Source organism: Burkholderia cepacia (assembly GCF_001718835.1).
Taxonomy (GTDB): Bacteria; Pseudomonadota; Gammaproteobacteria; order Burkholderiales; family Burkholderiaceae; genus Burkholderia; species Burkholderia cepacia_F.
The window spans coordinates 396,415-413,842 of sequence record NZ_CP013442.1 but is presented as its reverse complement, the minus strand read 5'-3'; the positions used below and the strand labels follow the sequence as shown (position 1 = coordinate 413,842).

General features: G+C 66.1%; 13 protein-coding genes. All 13 read left to right on the top strand.

The genetic code is table 11. The features are described from left to right. Window positions 1-15 precede the first annotated feature (15 nt). The 13 genes from WT26_RS01590 to WT26_RS01530 all read left to right on the top strand — a co-directional run bounded on the left by WT26_RS01590 (window position 16) and on the right by WT26_RS01530 (window position 17,407). A complete protein-coding gene (locus WT26_RS01590; protein WP_069272039.1) occupies window positions 16-3,159 on the top strand; it encodes a multidrug efflux RND transporter permease subunit in 3,144 nt (1,047 codons plus the stop codon). Window positions 3,160-3,163: 4 nt separating this feature from the next. Further along, window positions 3,164-4,663, top strand: coding sequence for an efflux transporter outer membrane subunit (locus WT26_RS01585; protein WP_069272038.1), 1,500 nt, complete (start codon window positions 3,164-3,166; stop codon window positions 4,661-4,663). 373 nt (window positions 4,664-5,036) lie between these two features. After that, complete coding sequence (locus tag WT26_RS01580) at window positions 5,037-6,530, top strand: flavin monoamine oxidase family protein (protein ID WP_069272037.1); 1,494 nt, start codon at window positions 5,037-5,039, stop codon at window positions 6,528-6,530. An 11-nt stretch (window positions 6,531-6,541) separates the two neighbouring features. Continuing rightward, complete coding sequence (locus WT26_RS01575; protein ID WP_069272036.1) at window positions 6,542-7,198, top strand: c-type cytochrome; 657 nt, start codon at window positions 6,542-6,544, stop codon at window positions 7,196-7,198. A gap of 34 nt (window positions 7,199-7,232) precedes the next feature. After that, a complete protein-coding gene (locus WT26_RS01570) occupies window positions 7,233-7,922 on the top strand; it encodes a hypothetical protein (protein ID WP_069272035.1) in 690 nt (229 codons plus the stop codon). A gap of 40 nt (window positions 7,923-7,962) precedes the next feature. Next, window positions 7,963-8,583 carry a TetR/AcrR family transcriptional regulator gene (locus tag WT26_RS01565; protein ID WP_069269712.1) on the top strand — a complete coding sequence of 207 codons (621 nt, stop codon included), beginning with the start codon at window positions 7,963-7,965 and terminating at the stop codon, window positions 8,581-8,583. Window positions 8,584-8,762: 179 nt separating this feature from the next. Beyond that, window positions 8,763-9,596, top strand: coding sequence for a phytanoyl-CoA dioxygenase family protein (locus WT26_RS01560; RefSeq protein ID WP_069272034.1), 834 nt, complete (start codon window positions 8,763-8,765; stop codon window positions 9,594-9,596). Between the two features lie 17 nt (window positions 9,597-9,613). Continuing rightward, a complete protein-coding gene (locus WT26_RS01555) occupies window positions 9,614-10,027 on the top strand; it encodes a RidA family protein (protein WP_069272033.1) in 414 nt (137 codons plus the stop codon). Window positions 10,028-10,371: 344 nt separating this feature from the next. Further along, window positions 10,372-11,739, top strand: coding sequence for a DUF1329 domain-containing protein (locus WT26_RS01550; RefSeq protein ID WP_069272032.1), 1,368 nt, complete (start codon window positions 10,372-10,374; stop codon window positions 11,737-11,739). Between the two features lie 77 nt (window positions 11,740-11,816). Then, window positions 11,817-13,658 (top strand): DUF1302 domain-containing protein, encoded by a 1,842-nt coding sequence (locus tag WT26_RS01545; RefSeq protein WP_069272031.1) that lies wholly within the window; start codon window positions 11,817-11,819, stop codon window positions 13,656-13,658. Between the two features lie 63 nt (window positions 13,659-13,721). Next, window positions 13,722-16,082 carry an efflux RND transporter permease subunit gene (locus WT26_RS01540; RefSeq protein ID WP_069272030.1) on the top strand — a complete coding sequence of 787 codons (2,361 nt, stop codon included), beginning with the start codon at window positions 13,722-13,724 and terminating at the stop codon, window positions 16,080-16,082. Between the two features lie 31 nt (window positions 16,083-16,113). Continuing rightward, the gene (locus tag WT26_RS01535) at window positions 16,114-16,410 is read left to right on the top strand and encodes a hypothetical protein (protein WP_069272029.1); all 297 of its coding nucleotides are present in this window, start codon (window positions 16,114-16,116) and stop codon (window positions 16,408-16,410) included. A 31-nt stretch (window positions 16,411-16,441) separates the two neighbouring features. Continuing rightward, a complete protein-coding gene (locus WT26_RS01530) occupies window positions 16,442-17,407 on the top strand; it encodes a WD40/YVTN/BNR-like repeat-containing protein (RefSeq protein WP_069272028.1) in 966 nt (321 codons plus the stop codon). Window positions 17,408-17,428 lie beyond the last annotated feature (21 nt).

Below are 17,428 nucleotides of genomic sequence, written 5' to 3'. Positions count from 1 at the left end.
GGGGAGCGTCCTGCCATGTCTCAATTCTTTATCCGCCGCCCGGTGTTTGCCTGGGTGATCGCGCTCTTCATCATCCTGACCGGGTTGATCGCGATCCCGCAACTGCCTGTCGCGCGCTACCCGTCGGTCGCGCCGCCGTCCGTCACGATCACCGCGAACTACCCGGGCGCCACGCCGCAGACGATGAACGACGGCGTGCTGAGCCTCATCGAGCGCGAGCTGTCCGGCGTCAAGAACCTGCTGTACTTCGAATCGTCGGCGGATACGTCCGGCTCCGCGCAGATCACCGTGACGTTCAAGCCCGGCACCGATCCGGCGCTGGCGCAGGTCGACGTGCAGAACAAGATCAAGTCGGTCGAGCCGCGTCTGCCCGCGGCCGTGCGCCAGAACGGGCTGATCGTCGAGTCGGCATCGTCCGGCTTCCTGCTGTTCGTCGCCCTCAAGTCCGATAGCGGCCGCTTCGACGAAGGCGCGCTCGCCGACTACATGGCGCGCAACATCGTCGAGGAGCTGCGTCGCGTCGAGGGCGTGGGCCGCGTGCAGATGTTCGGCTCCGAACGCGCGATGCGCATCTGGGTCGATCCGCAGAAGCTGATCAATTTCGGGCTGTCGATGAGCGACCTGACGACCGCGATCGGCCAGCAGAACGTGCAGATCGCGCCGGGCAGCCTCGGTGCGTTGCCCGCGCTGTCGGGCCAGCGCGTGACCGTTCCGCTCACCGCAGAGGGCCAGCTCACGACGCCGGAAGCGTTCGCGAAGGTCGTCCTGCGCGCGAACGCGGACGGCTCGAAGGTCGTGCTCGGCGACGTCGCGCGCGTCGAACTCGGCTCGCAGTCCTACAACTTCGTCAACACCGAGAGCGGCAAGCCTGCCGTCATCGCCGGCGTGCAGCTCGCGCCGGGCGCCAACGCGGTCAAGACCGCGGACGCGATCCGCGCGCGCATGGCCGAACTGAGCAAGTCGATGCCGTCGGGCATGACCTACTCGATCCCGCTCGACACGTCTCCGTTCGTGAAGATCTCGATCGAGAAGGTGCTGCACACGCTGCTCGAAGCGATGGTGCTGGTGTTCCTCGTGATGTACCTGTTCCTGCAGAACGTGCGCTATACGCTGATCCCGGCCATCGTCGCGCCGGTCGCGATGCTCGGCACGTTCACGGTGATGCTGCTGACGGGTTTCTCGATCAACGTGCTGACCATGTTCGGCATGGTGCTCGCGATCGGCATCATCGTCGACGATGCGATCGTCGTCGTCGAGAACGTCGAGCGCCTGATGGCCGAGGAAGGCCTGTCGCCGAGGGACGCGACGTCGAAGGCGATGAAGGAGATCACCGGCGCGATCATCGGCGTCACGCTGGTGCTGACCGCGGTGTTCCTGCCGATGGCGATGGCGAGCGGCTCGGTCGGCGTGATCTACAAGCAGTTCACGATGTCGATGGCCGTGTCGATCCTGTTCTCGGCGCTGCTCGCGCTGACGCTCACGCCGGCCCTGTGCGCGACGATGCTCAAGCCGGTCGAGCCGGGCCACCACGAGAAACGCGGCTTCTTCGGCTGGTTCAACCGCCGCTTCGAGCGCCTGACGAATTGGTACGAGACGCGCGTCGGCCGCCTGGTCGGCCGCACGGGTCGCGTGATGCTCGTGTTCGTCGCGATCTCGGGCGCGCTGGTGTTCGGCTTCCGCGGCCTGCCGTCGTCGTTCCTGCCGGACGAGGACCAGGGCTACTTCATGACGGGCTTCCTGCTGCCGTCCGACGCGACGGCCGAGCGCACGCGGGACGTGGTCAAGACGCTCGAGCGGCATATCGCGTCGCGCCCCGGGATCGAGTCCAGCATTTCGATCGTCGGCTACGGCTTCTCGGGCCAGGGCCCGAACGCGGCATTGAATTACGCGGTGCTGAAGGACTGGGACAAGCGTAACGGCGCGACGGCCATGGACGAAGCGATGCGGGCGCAGCAGGCGATGGCCGGTGTCACCGAAGGCACGGTGATGAGCCTGCTGCCGCCCGCGATCGACGAACTCGGCAACAGCTCGGGCTTCGCGATGCGCCTGGAAGACCGCGCCAACCAGGGTACGGCGGCGCTCAAGGCGGCTGAAGCGAAGCTGCTCGAACTCGCCGCGCAAAGCAAGGTCGTGACCGGCGTGTACCCCGACAGCCTGCCGGCCGGCACGAGCATCCGGCTCGAGATCGACCGGCAGAAGGCCGAGGCGCTGGGCGTGTCGTTCACGACGCTCAGCGACACGTTGTCGACCGCGATGGGTTCGACCTACGTGAACGATTTCCCGAACGCGGGCCGCATGCAGCAGGTGATCATCCAGGCCGACGCGCCGGCGCGCATGCAGATCGACAAGGTGATGAAGCTGTACGTGCGCAACGCGGCCGGCGGCATGGTGCCGTTGTCGGAAATGGTTCGTCCGGTGTGGACCGAGACGCCGCTGCAGATGGTGCGCTTCAAGGGCTATCCGTCCGCGCGTATCTCGGGTACGGCCGCCCCCGGCCAGTCGAGCGGCGCCGCGATGGCCGAGATGGAGCGTCTGGCCGCGCAACTGCCCCCGGGCTTCGCGGTCGAGTGGACCGGCCAGTCGCTGCAGGAACGCCAGTCGGCGTCGGAAGCGCCGATGCTGATGGTGCTGTCGATGATCGTCGTGTTCCTCGTGCTCGCCGCGCTGTACGAAAGCTGGTCGATTCCGCTGTCGGTGATGCTGGTGGTGCCGCTCGGCCTGATCGGCGCGATCGGTGCGGTCCTGCTGCGCGGCATGCCGAACGACGTGTTCTTCAAGGTGGGGATGATCACCGTGATCGGCCTGTCCTCCAAGAACGCGATCCTGATCGTCGAGTTCGCGAAGCAGTTGCGCGAGGAAGGCAAGGGGCTCATCGAAGCGGCCGTGCAGGCATCGAAGCTGCGCCTGCGCCCGATCCTGATGACCTCGCTCGCATTCGGCCTCGGCGTCGTGCCGCTGATGATCGCGACCGGCGCCAGCGCCGAGACGCAGCACGCGATCGGCACCGGTGTGTTCGGTGGCATGGTGACCGCCACCGTGCTGGCGATTTTCTTCGTTCCGGTCTTCTTCGTGTTCGTGATGAGCATCCAGGAGCGCGTCGGGGCATGGCGGGCGTCCCGCCAGAATGTCGTGGCCGTGAGCCAAGAAACGGAAGGTTAATGTCATGCGATTGCTAGTTCTTCCCGTCGCCGTCGCCCTGGCCCTGTCGGCGTGCTCGATGGCACCGAAGCTGGTCAAGCCCGAGATGCCGGTGCCGACCGCCTACACGACGGCCGGCGCCCAGGCCGACACCCAGGCCGACACGCGCGCGAACGCGGCCGATCTCGGCTGGCGAACGATGTTCGGCGACCGCCGCCTGCAGCGCCTGATCGAGCTCGCGCTCGACAACAACCGCGATCTGCGCCTGGCCGCGCTGAACGTGCAGGCCGCCGAAGCGCAGTACGGCATCCAGCGTTCCGCGCGCCTGCCGTCGATCGGTGCCGGCGCAAGCTTCACGCGCCAGCGCACGGCGGCCAACGCCGACCTGAATCCGCCGATACCCGAGTCGATACAGCAGCAGTACGGTGTGAACGTCGGCGTCAGCGCGTTCGAGATCGACCTGTTCGGCCGCGTGAAGTCGCTGTCCGATGCGGCGTTCGCGCGCTACCTCGCGACCGATCACGGCCGCCGCGCCGCGCAGATCTCGCTGATCGGCGCGGTGGCGGATGCGTATTTCGCCGAGCGTCTCGCGCAGGAACAGCGCGCGTTGTCCGAGCGCACGCTGAACGACTGGCGCCAGTCGCTCGAGCTTGCGCGCAAGCTCAAGGAGGCGCGTCAGGCGAGCGGCGTCGACATCGCGCAGGCCGAAGGCCAGGTCGCGAGCGCGGCCGCGGACCTGGAGGCGCGCTCGCGCGCCGTGTCGCAGGCTCGCAACGCGCTGCGGCTGCTGGTCGGCACCGACCTGCCGAAGAACCTGCCCGACCCGCTGTCGCTGGAACAGCAGCCAGTCGTGACCCGGCTGCCGGCCGGCCTGCCGTCCGATCTGCTGGTTCGCCGGCCGGACATCCAGCAGGCCGAGCAGAACCTCGTCGCCGCCAACGCCGACATCGGCGCGGCGCGCGCGGCGTTCTTCCCGCGCCTGTCGCTGACGTCGTCGATCGGCTTCCTGAGCCCGGGGCTGGGCAGCCTGTTCAACGGCGATCACCGTGCGTGGGCCTTCTCGCCGCAGGTCACGTTGCCGATCTTCCAGGGCGGCCGGCTGCGTTCCGAACTGACGCTCGCGGAAGTGCGCAAGTCCAGCGCGGTCGTCGAGTACGAACGCTCGATCCAGACCGCGTTCCGGGAGGTCGCGGACGGCCTGGCCGGCAGCGAAACCTTCGACCGCCAGATCGAAGCGCAGACCCGGGTGGTCGCCAGCGCCGAGCGCCGCACCAACCTGTCCAACCTGCGCTATCGCGCCGGTATCGAGGACCGGCTGGAACTGCTCGACTCGCAGCGTCAGCTGTATGCGGCCCGACAGACGCTGCTGGACCTGCGGCGCGACGAGTTCGGCAACGCAGTCGCGCTCTACAAGGCGCTCGGTGGCGGGCTGTCGGACAAGGACGTCGCGCCGGCGGCCGGGGCGAACGCGAATCCGGCTTCGGCGAATCCGCAGGCATCGGGAGGTACGCCGACGGCTGGCTGAGTCCAGTCCATCCGGAATGCCTGCGCAGCGGCCGCCCGAACCCGGCGCGGCCGCTGCCCGGTGAAGCGGCGACGTTCCGGAAGGAGCGGCATGCGTCGGAGGTCTTGAAGACAGGGGAATACCCTGTCTTTTTTTTTCTTCGTCATGTTATGTATCATGACCTATGTTTTGTAACGTGTACTAGTAATTGAGGGATGGGACGCCCGAAAACCTTCCGGTGCCGAAGGAGTTTTATTTCGGAAGCCGAAGGGATTTCGCGGCGCCGGCGCATTTCCTTCGACTCGATCCGGATCTCGATTCCGGGCAATCGTCTCGCGCGCGCTGCCTCGACAGGCCGCTGACGCATGACTTTCCTGGCATGAGAAAAGACACCATGGCGAAGAAGTCTTCATCCAACCGTTCGGCGGACCCGCAGCGAAGGCAATGGCTCAAGTACGCCGGCACGTCCGTCGCCGCCGCCGGCATCGCAATGGGCGCCGCCCGGGCAAACGCCGGCGCTGCCGAGGCGGCGGGCAGCCCGGGCGACGTGCTCGAGGTCGCGATCGTCGGCGCCGGGCTGGCCGGTCTGACGGCCGCGCGCGACCTGCGCTACGCGGGCTGCGAATCCTTCGTCGTGCTCGAGGCGCGCGACCGCGTGGGCGGCCGTACGCTGAACTACGACGTCGGAAACGGATACGTCAGCGAAGTCGGCGGCCAGTGGATCGGCCCGGGCCAGACGGCGGTCGCCGATCTCGCCCGCGAGCTGGAGGTCGGCACGTTCCCGAGCTACTACACGGGCAAGACGGTGATCCTCGGCGGCGACGGGCGCGCCGAGATCGACCTGGAAGGCACGTTCGGCACCGACGAAGCGATCGGCGCCAGGCTCGGCAAGTTGTCGCGCGACGTGCCCTCCGGTGCGCCGTGGACGTCGCCGAAGGCCGGCGAACTCGACCGGCTGTCGGTCGGCGACTGGCTGGCGACGCAGAACATCGCGGCCGAAGATCGGATTGGATGGAACGGGTCGATCGCGCTTTCCGGCGGCGTGATGCCGGCGAAGATGGGGTTGCTGCACTTCCTGTCGATGATCAACTCCGCCGATTGCGATTACGCGCAGCTCGACTCGATCAAGCACAGCGCGCAGGAAACCCGCTTCGTCGGCGGCTCGCAGATCCTGAGCATCCGGATGGCGCAGCAACTGGGCGACAAGGTGCGGCTGTCGTCGCCGGTGCGGCGGATCGTCGGCTGGGATCGCGACGTCGTCGCGGTGCATACGGACCGCGGCGTGGTGCGCGCCCGGAAAGTCATCATGGCGATCCATCCGGCGTTGTGCAATCAGGTGCAGTTCGACCCGCCGCTGCCTGAAAAACGCCGCGCGCTGCAACGCGCGTGGCCGGCCCATTCGCCGGCGCGCAAGACGGCGATGGTCTACCGCCGCCCGTTCTGGCGCGACAAGGGCTTGAACGGCCACGTCTTCCAGACCGACGGGCCGGTGTTCTGGGCATACGACAATTCGCCGCCGGGCGGCGAGATCGGGATCATCAACGCGTTCGTCAAGAACGCGGTGATGCCGTCGGACCTTCAGGCGGCGCAGCGCATGCAGACGGAGATCTATGCGCAGGCGTGGGGCAAGGAAGCGCTGTCCCCGGTGGCTTACCACGATCGCGACTGGGGGCTCGCCGACCCGTGGACGATCACGTGCGTGTCGGCGATCCCGCCAGGCTTCTGGACCGCGCATGGCGACGCGCTGCGCGCGCCGTGCGGCAACCTGATCTGGTCGGGCACCGAGACCGCGAACATCTGGGCCGGCTACATGGACGGTGCCGTACGATCCGGTCACCAAAGCGCGCTTCATGCGCTCAATGCGCTCAATGCGCAGCGTCGGGCATGAGGAGAGCGGACATGAAGAAACGCATCCTGTTTGCCGTCGCCGCCATCGTCGTGGTCCTGCTTGCGATTTACGGCCCCGGTCTCGTCGATCTCTATCGCCTGCAGCGCTACGTCACGGCGTCCGCGCAGGCCAGTCAGGCCGACGGCGGCCCGTGGCCGCGCGTGACCGACGCGTGCATGGGCTGCCACGGCGTCAACGGCAATTCGCTGAATCAGGGCTATCCGAGCCTGGCGGGACAGCCGCCCTCGTACATCGCGGAGCAATTGCACAAGTTTGCCGATGGACAGCGGACCAATCCGATCATGGGCCCGCTCGCAATGACGATGAGCGAAGCCGAGATCAAGCGCCTGTCCGATTACTACGCTAAGCAGACCGCTGCCGAGAATCGTTTCTTCGAGCCGGACGCCCGGTTGAAGGCGCGTGGCGAGCAACTGGCGAAGGAGGGGGCATGCGCGGCGTGTCACGGCGCGCAACTGATGGGCCAGGGTTCGTTTCCGCGCCTCGCGGGGCAAGGCGTCGACTACGTGCTGAAGCAGCTCGACGCGTTTGCCGCCGGCACGCGCAGCGAATCCACCGGCACGATGCAGCGCGTCGCCGCGGCCATGTCGCCGGAAGACCGCAAGGCGGTGGCTCACTACCTGGCGAGCGTCAGGCCGGCGAAGCAATGATGAATCTTATGCAATCGGGAGAGGGAGTTTAGTCATGGATCAAAGAACTTTCGTGCTTTGCCTGGCCAGTGCGTTGCTGGCAACGACGACGTGCATCTACGGTTGGAAGTTCGTCAAGAAGCGCAATTACCTGCTGGGGATCGAGTGGCTGATCGTGACGGTTTCCTCGACCAATGCGCTGATCTATTTTGCAACCGGCTTCGAGATCCCGGGGCTCGTCTCGCATGTGCTGGATGCGTTTTCCCGCGGGTTCGGGATGCCGGTGATCGCGGTCGCCGGCCTGATGGCCGTCACGCACGGCTACAAGCCGTCGGCGCGCCAGGATGTCGCGCTGTTCGCGACGTCCTTCGCGGGAACCGCCGTGCTGGTGGGCGCCGGTTTCATGGCCAGGGTGCTGCCTTACTTCTACGTCGCGATGTGGGCGCTCCTGTCGATCTATCTGGCTTACTTCGTGCGGAGATTGCTGGCCGCGGGGCAGCTGTTTCATGCGATGACCACGACCGTGGCCCTGGTCGCATCGCAAACGATCGCCTGTATCTACGATTTCTACCCGATACCCGGCGACGCGCATAACGTCGTGTTCAATTTCTTCGTGCTCGCGCTGGTCACGTGGTCGTACGTCACGGTCTCGCTCTATTACGCGTATTGCGCGCTGGAGCGCGCCAATCGGAAGGGTCGCGTCGGGGACGTCCCGTCGGCGCGGGACCGGCATCGCCTTGCATGAGTACGATGCGCCGCCGATGGCGGAAGCCGGGGGCGCGAGCGTGAAGCCGCCGCGCCTGACCCGGGTGCAGAAGCGGGATCGGACGCGTGAATGCCTGCTGGCTGCCGCGCGCGCAGTGTTCCTGAAGAAGGGATACTGCGCGGCGAGCATCGAGGAGATCGCGATACTGGCCGGCCACACGCGCGGCGCGTTCTACTCGAATTTCAGTGACAAGACCGAGCTGCTGCTCGAGTTGCTCAAGCGCGATTGCGACGAAATCAACGCGGAATTGCAGCGGATTCTCGAAGCGGGCGGGCCCCGCGACGAGATGCAAAGGATGGCACTCACGCACTATCGGCAGCACTTTCGCCGGCACGAGTCGTTCCTGATGTGGATGGAAGCGAAGCTGCAGGCGGTTCGCGATGCGCGGTTCCGCGAGCATTTCAACGCATTTCTGCGGGACAGGCAGAACCGGATGACGGCGTACGTCGCGGGTCTCGCGGAACGCACGGGGGCGCGGCTGCCGCTTCCCGCCGAGGTGCTGGCGGTCGGGCTGCTGGGGCTGTGCGACGGCGTGCAGTCCTGTTACGCCGTCGATCCGCAGCGTGTCACCGACGAGCTGGCCGACGCGGTGCTGGCAAGCTTCTTTGCGCGAGCGGTGTTCGATCGTATGCCTGATTGAACGCGCGCCGGGTCGATTCGCTTCTTCCTGAATCACACGCTGCACAGGACAGGGAATACCCTGTCTTTTTTATTTTTTTGTTTTTGTCATCATGACCTAACATTGTCAACATGTTCTATGAGAGCAACACCGGAAGCATTCGCGACCGAGCTCTCATTCGACTCATCAGGAGAAGACCGATGGACGAATCCAAGCGCAAGGCTTTCGCGGAAGACGGAGCGGTTCTGATCGAAGGCCTGCTCAACGAGGAACAGCTGGCGATGTGCCGGGCGGCATTCGACTGGGGTATCGAGAATCCCGGGCCGATGGCTTCCAGCATGCTCGACGGCACCGAATACAAGTCGCACAACGACAACGCGAACCCGTATGCGAAGGAGCGGCTCGACGCGCTGGTCGGCACGCTGCCGATCGGCAAGCTGTTCGCCGACCTGTGGGGTTCGAAGCACGTGTGGTACTTCGCCGAGGAGCTTTTTCTGAAGAAGGGCGGCAAGAGCGCACGCTCGCCGTGGCATCAGGACACCTCGTACCTGCCGTGGCAAGGCATGCACTTCGGCAACGCGTGGATCAGCTTCGAGCACGTGCCCAAGCGCAATGCGCTGGAGATCGTGCGCGGCTCGCATCACGGCGTGCGGCATGACGGCACGACGTTCCAGAACGCCGAGGACCCGACCGACCCGCTGCACGGCGGCGACGTGTGGCCGCGGATGCCGGATATCGAAGCGGCGCGCCGCGCCGATCCGAATGCCTACGACGTCATTTCGTGGGAAACGAAGCCGGGCGACGTGCTGCTGCTCCATCCGGGCGTGCTGCATGGCGGCGGCGCGGTCGACGCCGATTTCCCCGATCGCCATACGCTCGTGCTGCGCTTTTTCGGCGACGACGCGGTGTTCAGCCCGCTGCCCGAAAACAGCGCGTCGGGCTTTACGCCGGCCGGCGTGCTGTTCGTCGAGGAACTGGCGTCGCTGAAAGCAGGCGATCCGTTCCGCGCGTCGTGTTTCCGTCAACTCGTCTGAACAAAGGAGTTCACCTCATGACAACCAGCAACAAACGTCAGTCGATCATCCCGCCCGGGTTCAAGGCCTGGTACGACGCGTACCACTTCTCGCCGGCGACGCGCGTCGGCGACACGATCTGGGTGTCGGGCCAGGTCGGCCTCGACGCGCAGATGCAGCCGGCCGACGGCGTGCAGGCGCAGGCGCGGATCGCGTTCGAGTGCCTGAAGGCGATCCTCGAGGAAGCCGGCGCGAGTCTCGCCGATGTCGTCGAGCTGACGACTTTCCATACGGACCTGCAACGCGAGACCGAAGGCTTCGCGGCGGTCAAGGACGTGTATTTCCCCGACCGCTACCCGTCGTGGACGGCGGTCGGCGTCACGCAACTGGCGCTGCCGGGGCTGTGCGTCGAAATCAGGGCGGTGGCGGTCGCCGGGTCGGGTGCGGCCTGAGCCGTGAACCGCTCGGCCGGAGCGGCGTCGCGGACGCCGTTTCCGGCAGGTCGGGAAGGGTGCGCCGGGCCGGTCGGGATCCGGCGCAATCAAGTGGAGTGCCTATGGAATGAGACGCGCTTTTCCAACAGGTTTCGATCATGCGACCGATAAAAGTCGCAGTCCTGAGTATTGGCGTGACGAATATCCGGCGGGGCGCTTACCGGTTTGACGATCGACCGGGGCGAGGCAAGGCGCCGCCGGAAACTGGCTTGGCCGGTTGGCCGAACAACCGGATCGGAACGAACGCCGACCGTCCGTCAGTGGCGCGAACGGCGAATGAATGTGGAATCGGAAGGAGACTCATGATGAAGAAGCACACACTCGGAGCCGTGTCGGTCATCGCGGCGGCCTTGTTGCTCGTGGCCGGTGAAACCGCCGCGGCGGACGATCTCACGCCGGTCGGAGCCGAACGCGGCGCGAACAAGGACGGCACCGTGCCCGCCTTCGCCGGCCGGCAGGCGACGCCCTCCGGCTGGGAATATGGGAAGGTGCGCGGCGATTTCTGGAAGCACCGCAACGAGAAGCCGCTGTACTCGATCGACGCGGCGAACGTCGACAAGTACGCGAGCCAGCTCACGCCGGGACAGATCCAGCTGATCAAGCAGAAGAAGGGCTACCGGATGGACGTCTACCCGTCCCACCGCGAATGCCAGTTGCCGGATGCCGCCGAGCAGAACTCGAAGGCGAACCTGGCGTCGGCGAAGCTCGCGTCGAACGGCGAAACGTTGCAGTCGGCGATTCTACCCGGCGTGCCGTTTCCGCAGCCGAAGAGCGGCACCGAAGCGATCCTGAACTACGAGATGCGCTATCGCGGCGAAGGCGTCGAATGGGCGCAGGTCGCCACGAGCATTTCGCCGCGCCCGGGCGGCAGCGAATGGATCGACGGGATCGGCCCGCAGGTCTTCTTCCTCCCGTCGGCCAAGCTCGGCAAGACATCGCCGCAGGACGTCGATCAGCTCAGCCTGGCCGCCTACTTCACGGCCAACTCGCCGGCCGCGCTGGCCGGGCAGGCCTTCGTCCAGCGGCAGTACTTCAACAAGGACTCGGAAACCTACTACTACTTCCCGGGCCAGCGCCGCGTGCGACGCATGCCGGCCTACACGCACGACGCGCCGTTGATCGGCTTCGAGAACCAGTACCTGATCGACGAGGCCAACATGATCAACGGCTCGCTCGACCGGTTCAACTGGAAGCTGGTCGGCAAGAAGGAAATGCTCGTCCCGTACAACGCATTCGGCATGTACACCTTCAATGCGAAGCTGCGTGACGTCGCGACGCCGAACGGCATCGCAGCCGGCCACCGCCGCTACGAGACGCATCGCGTATGGGTCGTCGAAGCGACGCTGAAGCCGAGTGCGCGGCACGTCGCGTCAAAGAAGGTGTTCTATCTCGACGAAGACAGCTGGCTCGCGCTCGTCGGCGAGGACTACGACGCGCAGGGCAAGTTGTGGAAGGTGCGGGAAAGCTACCCGATTCCGGTGTGGGAACTCGGCGGCACCTGCGACAACGAACCGCTCGCGCAGTACGACATGATCAACGGCCGCTATGTGTTCGACGCGTCGTCGATCGGCCAGGGCAAGGACATTCGCTGGTTCGGCCAGGCCGACGATCCGCGCTTCAAGCAGGATTTCTACACGGCGGAATCGCTGCGCTCGGTCAGCGATCGCTGAAGCGTGCGGCATAAATAATTAATAGAGCCGACGTGCGCGAGCGCGCCGTCGGCATCCGGTTTGGGTGAGGTGGGGCGATGAAAGCGAAGCAGGTCGTTAGGTATACTACGATTTCGATTGCCGTTCTGGGTGCGGCGACGTCGAGTGCATACGGATACGATTTCACGATGGGAGAAGGCGCCGTCCAGGGTTCGTGGGTGACCAATCTCACGGCGGGCGCGGGCATCCGCACCAAAAGCCCCAGCTGTTCGCTCACCGGCGATCCAAACGCCTTCGGCTGCGGCGCGGGCGCGAACACCAACCAGTGGGGCTACGCGGACAACGGCGACCTGAACTACCGCAAGGGCCAGCCGTTCAGCACCTACATCAGCGCGACGAGCGAGCTGCTGCTGAAGATGCCGAGCGAAGGGCTGAAGTTCATGGTGCGCGGCACCGGCATGTACGACTTCATGGCCAAGAACACGAACCGCACGCCGTTGTCGAGCACCGCGGCCGCGCAGGTCGTCTACAACGCGCAGCTGCTGGACCTGTGGGCGCAGAAGGATTTCACGATCGGCGGGCGCAATGCGCACGTGCGGCTCGGCAACCAGGTCATCAACTGGGGCGAGAGCATGTTCGCGCAGAGCGGCATCAACGCGACGAACTCGATCGACGCGCAGAAGCTGCTGATCCCCGGCTCGCAGCTCAAGCAGGCGCTGCTGCCGGCACCGATGGTGAGCCTGGCGGCCGACCTGTCGCACGGATTCAGCACCGAGGCCTACTATCAGTTTCAGTGGAACGGCAACCGCTATCCGCCAGTCGGCTCGTACTGGTCGGTGACGAACGGCTTCGGCCGCGGCGCGGAGCCGTTCACCATCAACACGAACAACCTGAACGTGACCGGCCCGAGCGCCGGCACGATCGCGAACGCGATCGGCGGGGGCGGCGCGGCAGGCAACTCCGGCGTGCTCGACGGCATCAAGAACGGGCTCGTCAACGGCACGTATGCAGGGCCGCCGTTCAACGACATCGGCATTCCGGTCTCGACACAGCTGCCGGCGAAATACCGGCCGCAGTTCGGCGTGAAGTTCAACTATTCGCCGCACTCGTTCGACGCGAACTTCGCGTTCTACTACCTGAACTACACCGACAAGTCGCCGGTACTCGCGTCGCTCGCGAACGGCACCGAGCAATGGTCGTACCTCGGCCGGCGTCAGCTGTTCGGCGTCAGCGCGAACTTCGGCGTCGGCCCGTGGGCGATCGGCACCGAACTGTCGTACCGGCCGCGCGACGCGGTCGCGCTGTCGAGCTGCTACGGCGCGGGCGGCCCGCTCGACCTGAACACGAACGGCGTGGCCGGCATCGACTGTCAGCAATGGGTCGACAAGAAGAAGTTCCAGTACGACATCAACGGGCTGCTCGCGCTCACGCGCAGCGAGTACCCGTTCCTGAAATTGCTCGGCGCCGATTCGGCCGCGCTGACGTGGGAACTGACGTGGATCTACTACCCGGGCCTCGGGTCGAGCGTCACGCGCACGATCAACGGCCAGCCGGTCACGCAAGTGCCGGCGACCGGTTATTTCCCCTGGCTGAACAACAACTCGGGGCTCGGCTATCCGATCACGGCGAGGCAGGGTACGTCGAGTTCGGTGGGCGCGACGATCGACTTCAACTGGACCTACGACGGCTCGCTGATTCCGGGCTGGCAGGTCACGCCGGGCGTGACGTTCTCCGACGGTCTGTACGGTTACACGCCGACCTTCACTGCGAATTACATGCAGGGTGCGAAGTCGCTGAACGTCTACGTGCTGTTCAACCAGAACCCGCCGAACTGGCAGGCCGGCATCAACTTCACCGCGTTCTGGGGCGGCCACGGCACGGTGGGCCAGCCTTATGCGGACCGCAATTTCGTCGGCTTGTTCGTCACGCGGAATTTCTGACGGGGGAACCCATGGGAGACGGCGCACGTCGTGCGCCGCCGGAATACATGAAGGGGTAATGTCGTGCTCAATCGTCTGGTCAGTCGCCTGGAAAGGCTTTTCTTCGGTCACCGCGCGATCGTGCTCGCGGCGATCGCGTTGTTCACCGTCGCGATGGCCGTATTCGCCGTGCAACTGCGCATGGATGCCGGCTTCGAAAAACAGATGCCGATCGGGCACGAGTACATCCGCACGTTCCAGCAATACCGGAACGACCTGCTCGGCGCGAACCGGATCACGGTGGTCGTGCGCGCCCGGAAAGGTTCGATCTGGACGCCTGACGGATTGACGCGGCTGTACGACGTCACGCAGGCCGTCACGTACCTGCCGAACGTCGACCGGATCGGCGTGCGCTCGTTGTGGACGCCGAACGCGTTCGTCAACGAAGTGACCGACGAAGGGTTTCGCGCCGAGCCGATCATCTCGGGCACCATTACGCCCGACCAGCTGACGCTGGAGATCGTCGCGAATATCCGCCGCGCGACGACGCTCGGCGGCTACGTCGGCACGCTCGTGTCGCACGGCGAGGACAGCGCGATGATCACGGCCGAGCTGAACGAGCGCGACAGCGCCGGCAAGGTGCTCGACTACGTGGCATTCAATCACCTGCTCGAGGAGAAGATCCGCAAGCCGTTCGAGGATGCCGGCTATGACGTCCAGATCATCGGCTTCGCGAAACAGATCGGCGATATTGCCGACGGCGCGACGGCCGTGCTCGGCTTCTGCGCGGTCGCGCTGCTGCTGACCACGCTCGCGGTGTACTGGTATTGCCATTCGGTGCGCTTCACGGTGCTGCTGGTCGCGTGCTCGCTGACGTCGCTCGTATGGCAGTTCGGCACCCTGAAGCTGCTCGGCTTCGGCCTCGATCCGCTCGCGGTGCTCGTGCCGTTCCTCGTGTTCGCGATCGGCGTGTCGCATGGCGTGCAGCAGGTGAACTTCATCGTCCGCGAGATCGCGCACGGGCAGAGTTCGTTCGATGCGGCGCGCCACAGCTTCAGCGGCCTGCTGATCCCCGGCGTGCTCGCGCTGATCACCGCGTTCGTGTCGTTCATCACGCTGCTGCTGATCCCGATTCCGATGGTGCGCGAACTGGCGATCACCGCGTCGCTCGGCGTGGCCTACAAGATCGTCACGAACCTGATCCTGCTGCCCGTCGCCGCATCGTGCTTCAACTTCACCAAAACCTATGCGGACAACTCGCTGAAGCGCGGCGAGCGGCGCTCGGCGTGGCTGCGCGGGCTCGCACGCATCGCGCAGCCGAAGTATGCAGGCGTGACCGTCGCGGCGACGGTGGCGATCTTCGCGCTCGCCGCGTGGCAAAGCCGCGATCGCGTGATCGGCACGCTGCAGCCGGGTGCGCCGGAGCTGCGCGCGGACGCGCGCTTCAACCGCGACGCGACGTCGATCGCCGGCAGCTACGACATGGGCCTCGACTGGCTGACGGTGGCGATCGAATCGACCGGCAAGGCATGCGACAACCCGGCGGTCGGCCTGTATGAGGACGACTTCTCGGCCGCGATGAAGACCGAGCCGGGCGTCGTGTCGGTGCAGTCGTATTCGGCGATGCTGCGCGCGTACAACCAGGGCTACAACGAGGATTTCCCGAAGATGAACGTCGTGCCGATCGCCGCCGAGAACTACGGCGCGGTATCGGTCGACGCGTCGCGCTTGAAGGGCTTCATGAGCCGCGACTGCGGGATGACGGCCGTGCACCTGTTCCTGACCGATCACAAGGCGACGACGATCAACCGCATCCTCGACGACGTGAAGCAGTACCGCGCGTCGCATCCGTTCCCGGGCATCGGAATTCGCCTCGCGGCCGGCAATGCCGGGGTGCTGGCCGCCACGAACGACGAAGTCGAGAAGAGCGAGCTGCCGATGATGCTCTACGTGTATGCGGCGATCCTGGTGCTCGTGTTCCTGGCCTACCGCGACTGGCGCGCGATGCTTGCGTGCTGCGTGCCGCTGTCGGTCGCGACCTTCATCGGCTACTGGTTCATGAAGGAGCTGCAGATCGGGCTGACCGTCGCGACGTTGCCGGTGATGGTGCTGGCGGTCGGCATCGGCGTCGATTACGCGTTCTACATCTACAACCGGCTGCAGGTGCATCTCGCGGGCGGGCAGGACATCGTGAAGGCCGTGCAGCACGCGATGCTCGAAGTGGGCGTGGCCACGATCTTCACCGCGATCACGCTGGCGATCGGCGTCGCGACGTGGAGCTTCTCGGCGCTCAAGTTCCAGGCCGACATGGGCAAGCTGCTCGCGTTCATGTTCATCGTGAACCTGGTGATGGCGATGACCGCGCTGCCCGCGCTCGCGTCGCTGCTCGAGCGCTGGTTCCCGCGCCGCAAGCCTGCCCGCGCGCCGGGCCTGTTCAGCCACTGAAGCCCGCGCACACCACTACGGAGGTTCATCCATGATCAAGACGCTTGTTGCCTGTGCCGCGCTTTGCGCCGCCGCGGAGGCATTTGCGCCGTTCCATGGATCGGTTGCGGACCGGACCGCGAAGCCGACCCGCGCGCGGACCGAGCCGAGCGATACACCGCGCGCCGGCGCGCGCATCGCCGCCGTCGACGCGAACGGCGTCGTTCTGGTGTCGGACGACGACGGCAAGACCTGGCGGCAGGCGCATCGCGTGCCGGTATCGGCGACGCTGTCGGCCGTTGCGGTCGGCGATGCGAGGTTCGGCCTGGCTGGCTTGTTCAGCCACTGAAGCCCGCGCACACCACTACGGAGGTTCATCCATGATCAAGACGCTCGTTGCCTGTACCGCGCTCTGCGCCGCCGCGGCGGCCTTCGCGCAATCCCATGGAACGGTCGCCGACTGGACCGCGAAGCCGGCCCACGCGTGGGCCGCACCCACCCGCATGATGCTGACGGACGCGACGCGCGCCGGCCGGCGCGTCGTCGCCGTCGGCGAGCACGGCGTGATCCTGCTGTCGGACGACGATGGGCGCACGTGGCGGCAGTCGCAGCGCGTGCCCGTGTCGGCGACCCTGTCGGCCATCACGTTCGCGGATGCGAAGCACGGCTGGGCGGTGGGCCAGTGGGGCGCGATTCTCGCGACCGACGATGGCGGCGACACGTGGGTCACGCAGCGGCTCGACACGTCGGTCGACCAGCCGCTGTTCTCGGTGCTGTTCACGAATGCGCGGGACGGCATCGCCGTCGGCCTGTGGTCGCTGATGCTGCAGACGCACGACGGCGGCAAGACGTGGGCGCGCACGACGCTGCCGAAGCCGCCGGGCGGCGGCAAGGCCGACCGCAATCTCTATCACGTGTTCGCCGACGCCGGGCAGGCGCTTTACATCGTGTCCGAACAGGGGATGGTGCTGAAGTCGGCCGACGGCGGCGCGAACTGGACCTATCTGCCGACGGGCGGCAAGGGCACGTTGTGGTCGGGCGTCGCGATGCCGGACGGCCGGATCGTGGTCGGCGGGCTGCTTGGCAGCCTGTTCGAGAGCCGCGACGGCGGCGCGACGTGGGCGCCGTTGAATCCACGCACGAAAAGCTCGATCACCGACGTCGTCGCGACCGGAAACGGGCTGCTTGCGGTCGGACTCGACGGGCTGGTGTTGACGCAGCGTGCGAACGGCGAATCGTTCGAGCTCGCGCAGCGCGCGGATCGCGCGACGCTCACCGCCGCGCTGATCGACGCGCGCGGCAAGCCGGTGCTGTTTTCGCAGGACGGCGTGCTTGCGTCGCAGTGAGCACGCTCGACCTGTCTGCGT

Coding starts and splice junctions, on each gene's coding strand:
- WT26_RS01535 (WP_069272029.1), top strand. CDS start 16,114: ATGATCAAGACGCTTGTTGCCTGTGCCGCGCTTTGCGCCGCCGCGGAG.
- WT26_RS01590 (WP_069272039.1), top strand. CDS start 16: ATGTCTCAATTCTTTATCCGCCGCCCGGTGTTTGCCTGGGTGATCGCG.
- WT26_RS01550 (WP_069272032.1), top strand. CDS start 10,372: ATGATGAAGAAGCACACACTCGGAGCCGTGTCGGTCATCGCGGCGGCC.
- WT26_RS01555 (WP_069272033.1), top strand. CDS start 9,614: ATGACAACCAGCAACAAACGTCAGTCGATCATCCCGCCCGGGTTCAAG.
- WT26_RS01530 (WP_069272028.1), top strand. CDS start 16,442: ATGATCAAGACGCTCGTTGCCTGTACCGCGCTCTGCGCCGCCGCGGCG.
- WT26_RS01585 (WP_069272038.1), top strand. CDS start 3,164: ATGCGATTGCTAGTTCTTCCCGTCGCCGTCGCCCTGGCCCTGTCGGCG.
- WT26_RS01545 (WP_069272031.1), top strand. CDS start 11,817: ATGAAAGCGAAGCAGGTCGTTAGGTATACTACGATTTCGATTGCCGTT.
- WT26_RS01560 (WP_069272034.1), top strand. CDS start 8,763: ATGGACGAATCCAAGCGCAAGGCTTTCGCGGAAGACGGAGCGGTTCTG.
- WT26_RS01580 (WP_069272037.1), top strand. CDS start 5,037: ATGGCGAAGAAGTCTTCATCCAACCGTTCGGCGGACCCGCAGCGAAGG.
- WT26_RS01570 (WP_069272035.1), top strand. CDS start 7,233: ATGGATCAAAGAACTTTCGTGCTTTGCCTGGCCAGTGCGTTGCTGGCA.
- WT26_RS01575 (WP_069272036.1), top strand. CDS start 6,542: ATGAAGAAACGCATCCTGTTTGCCGTCGCCGCCATCGTCGTGGTCCTG.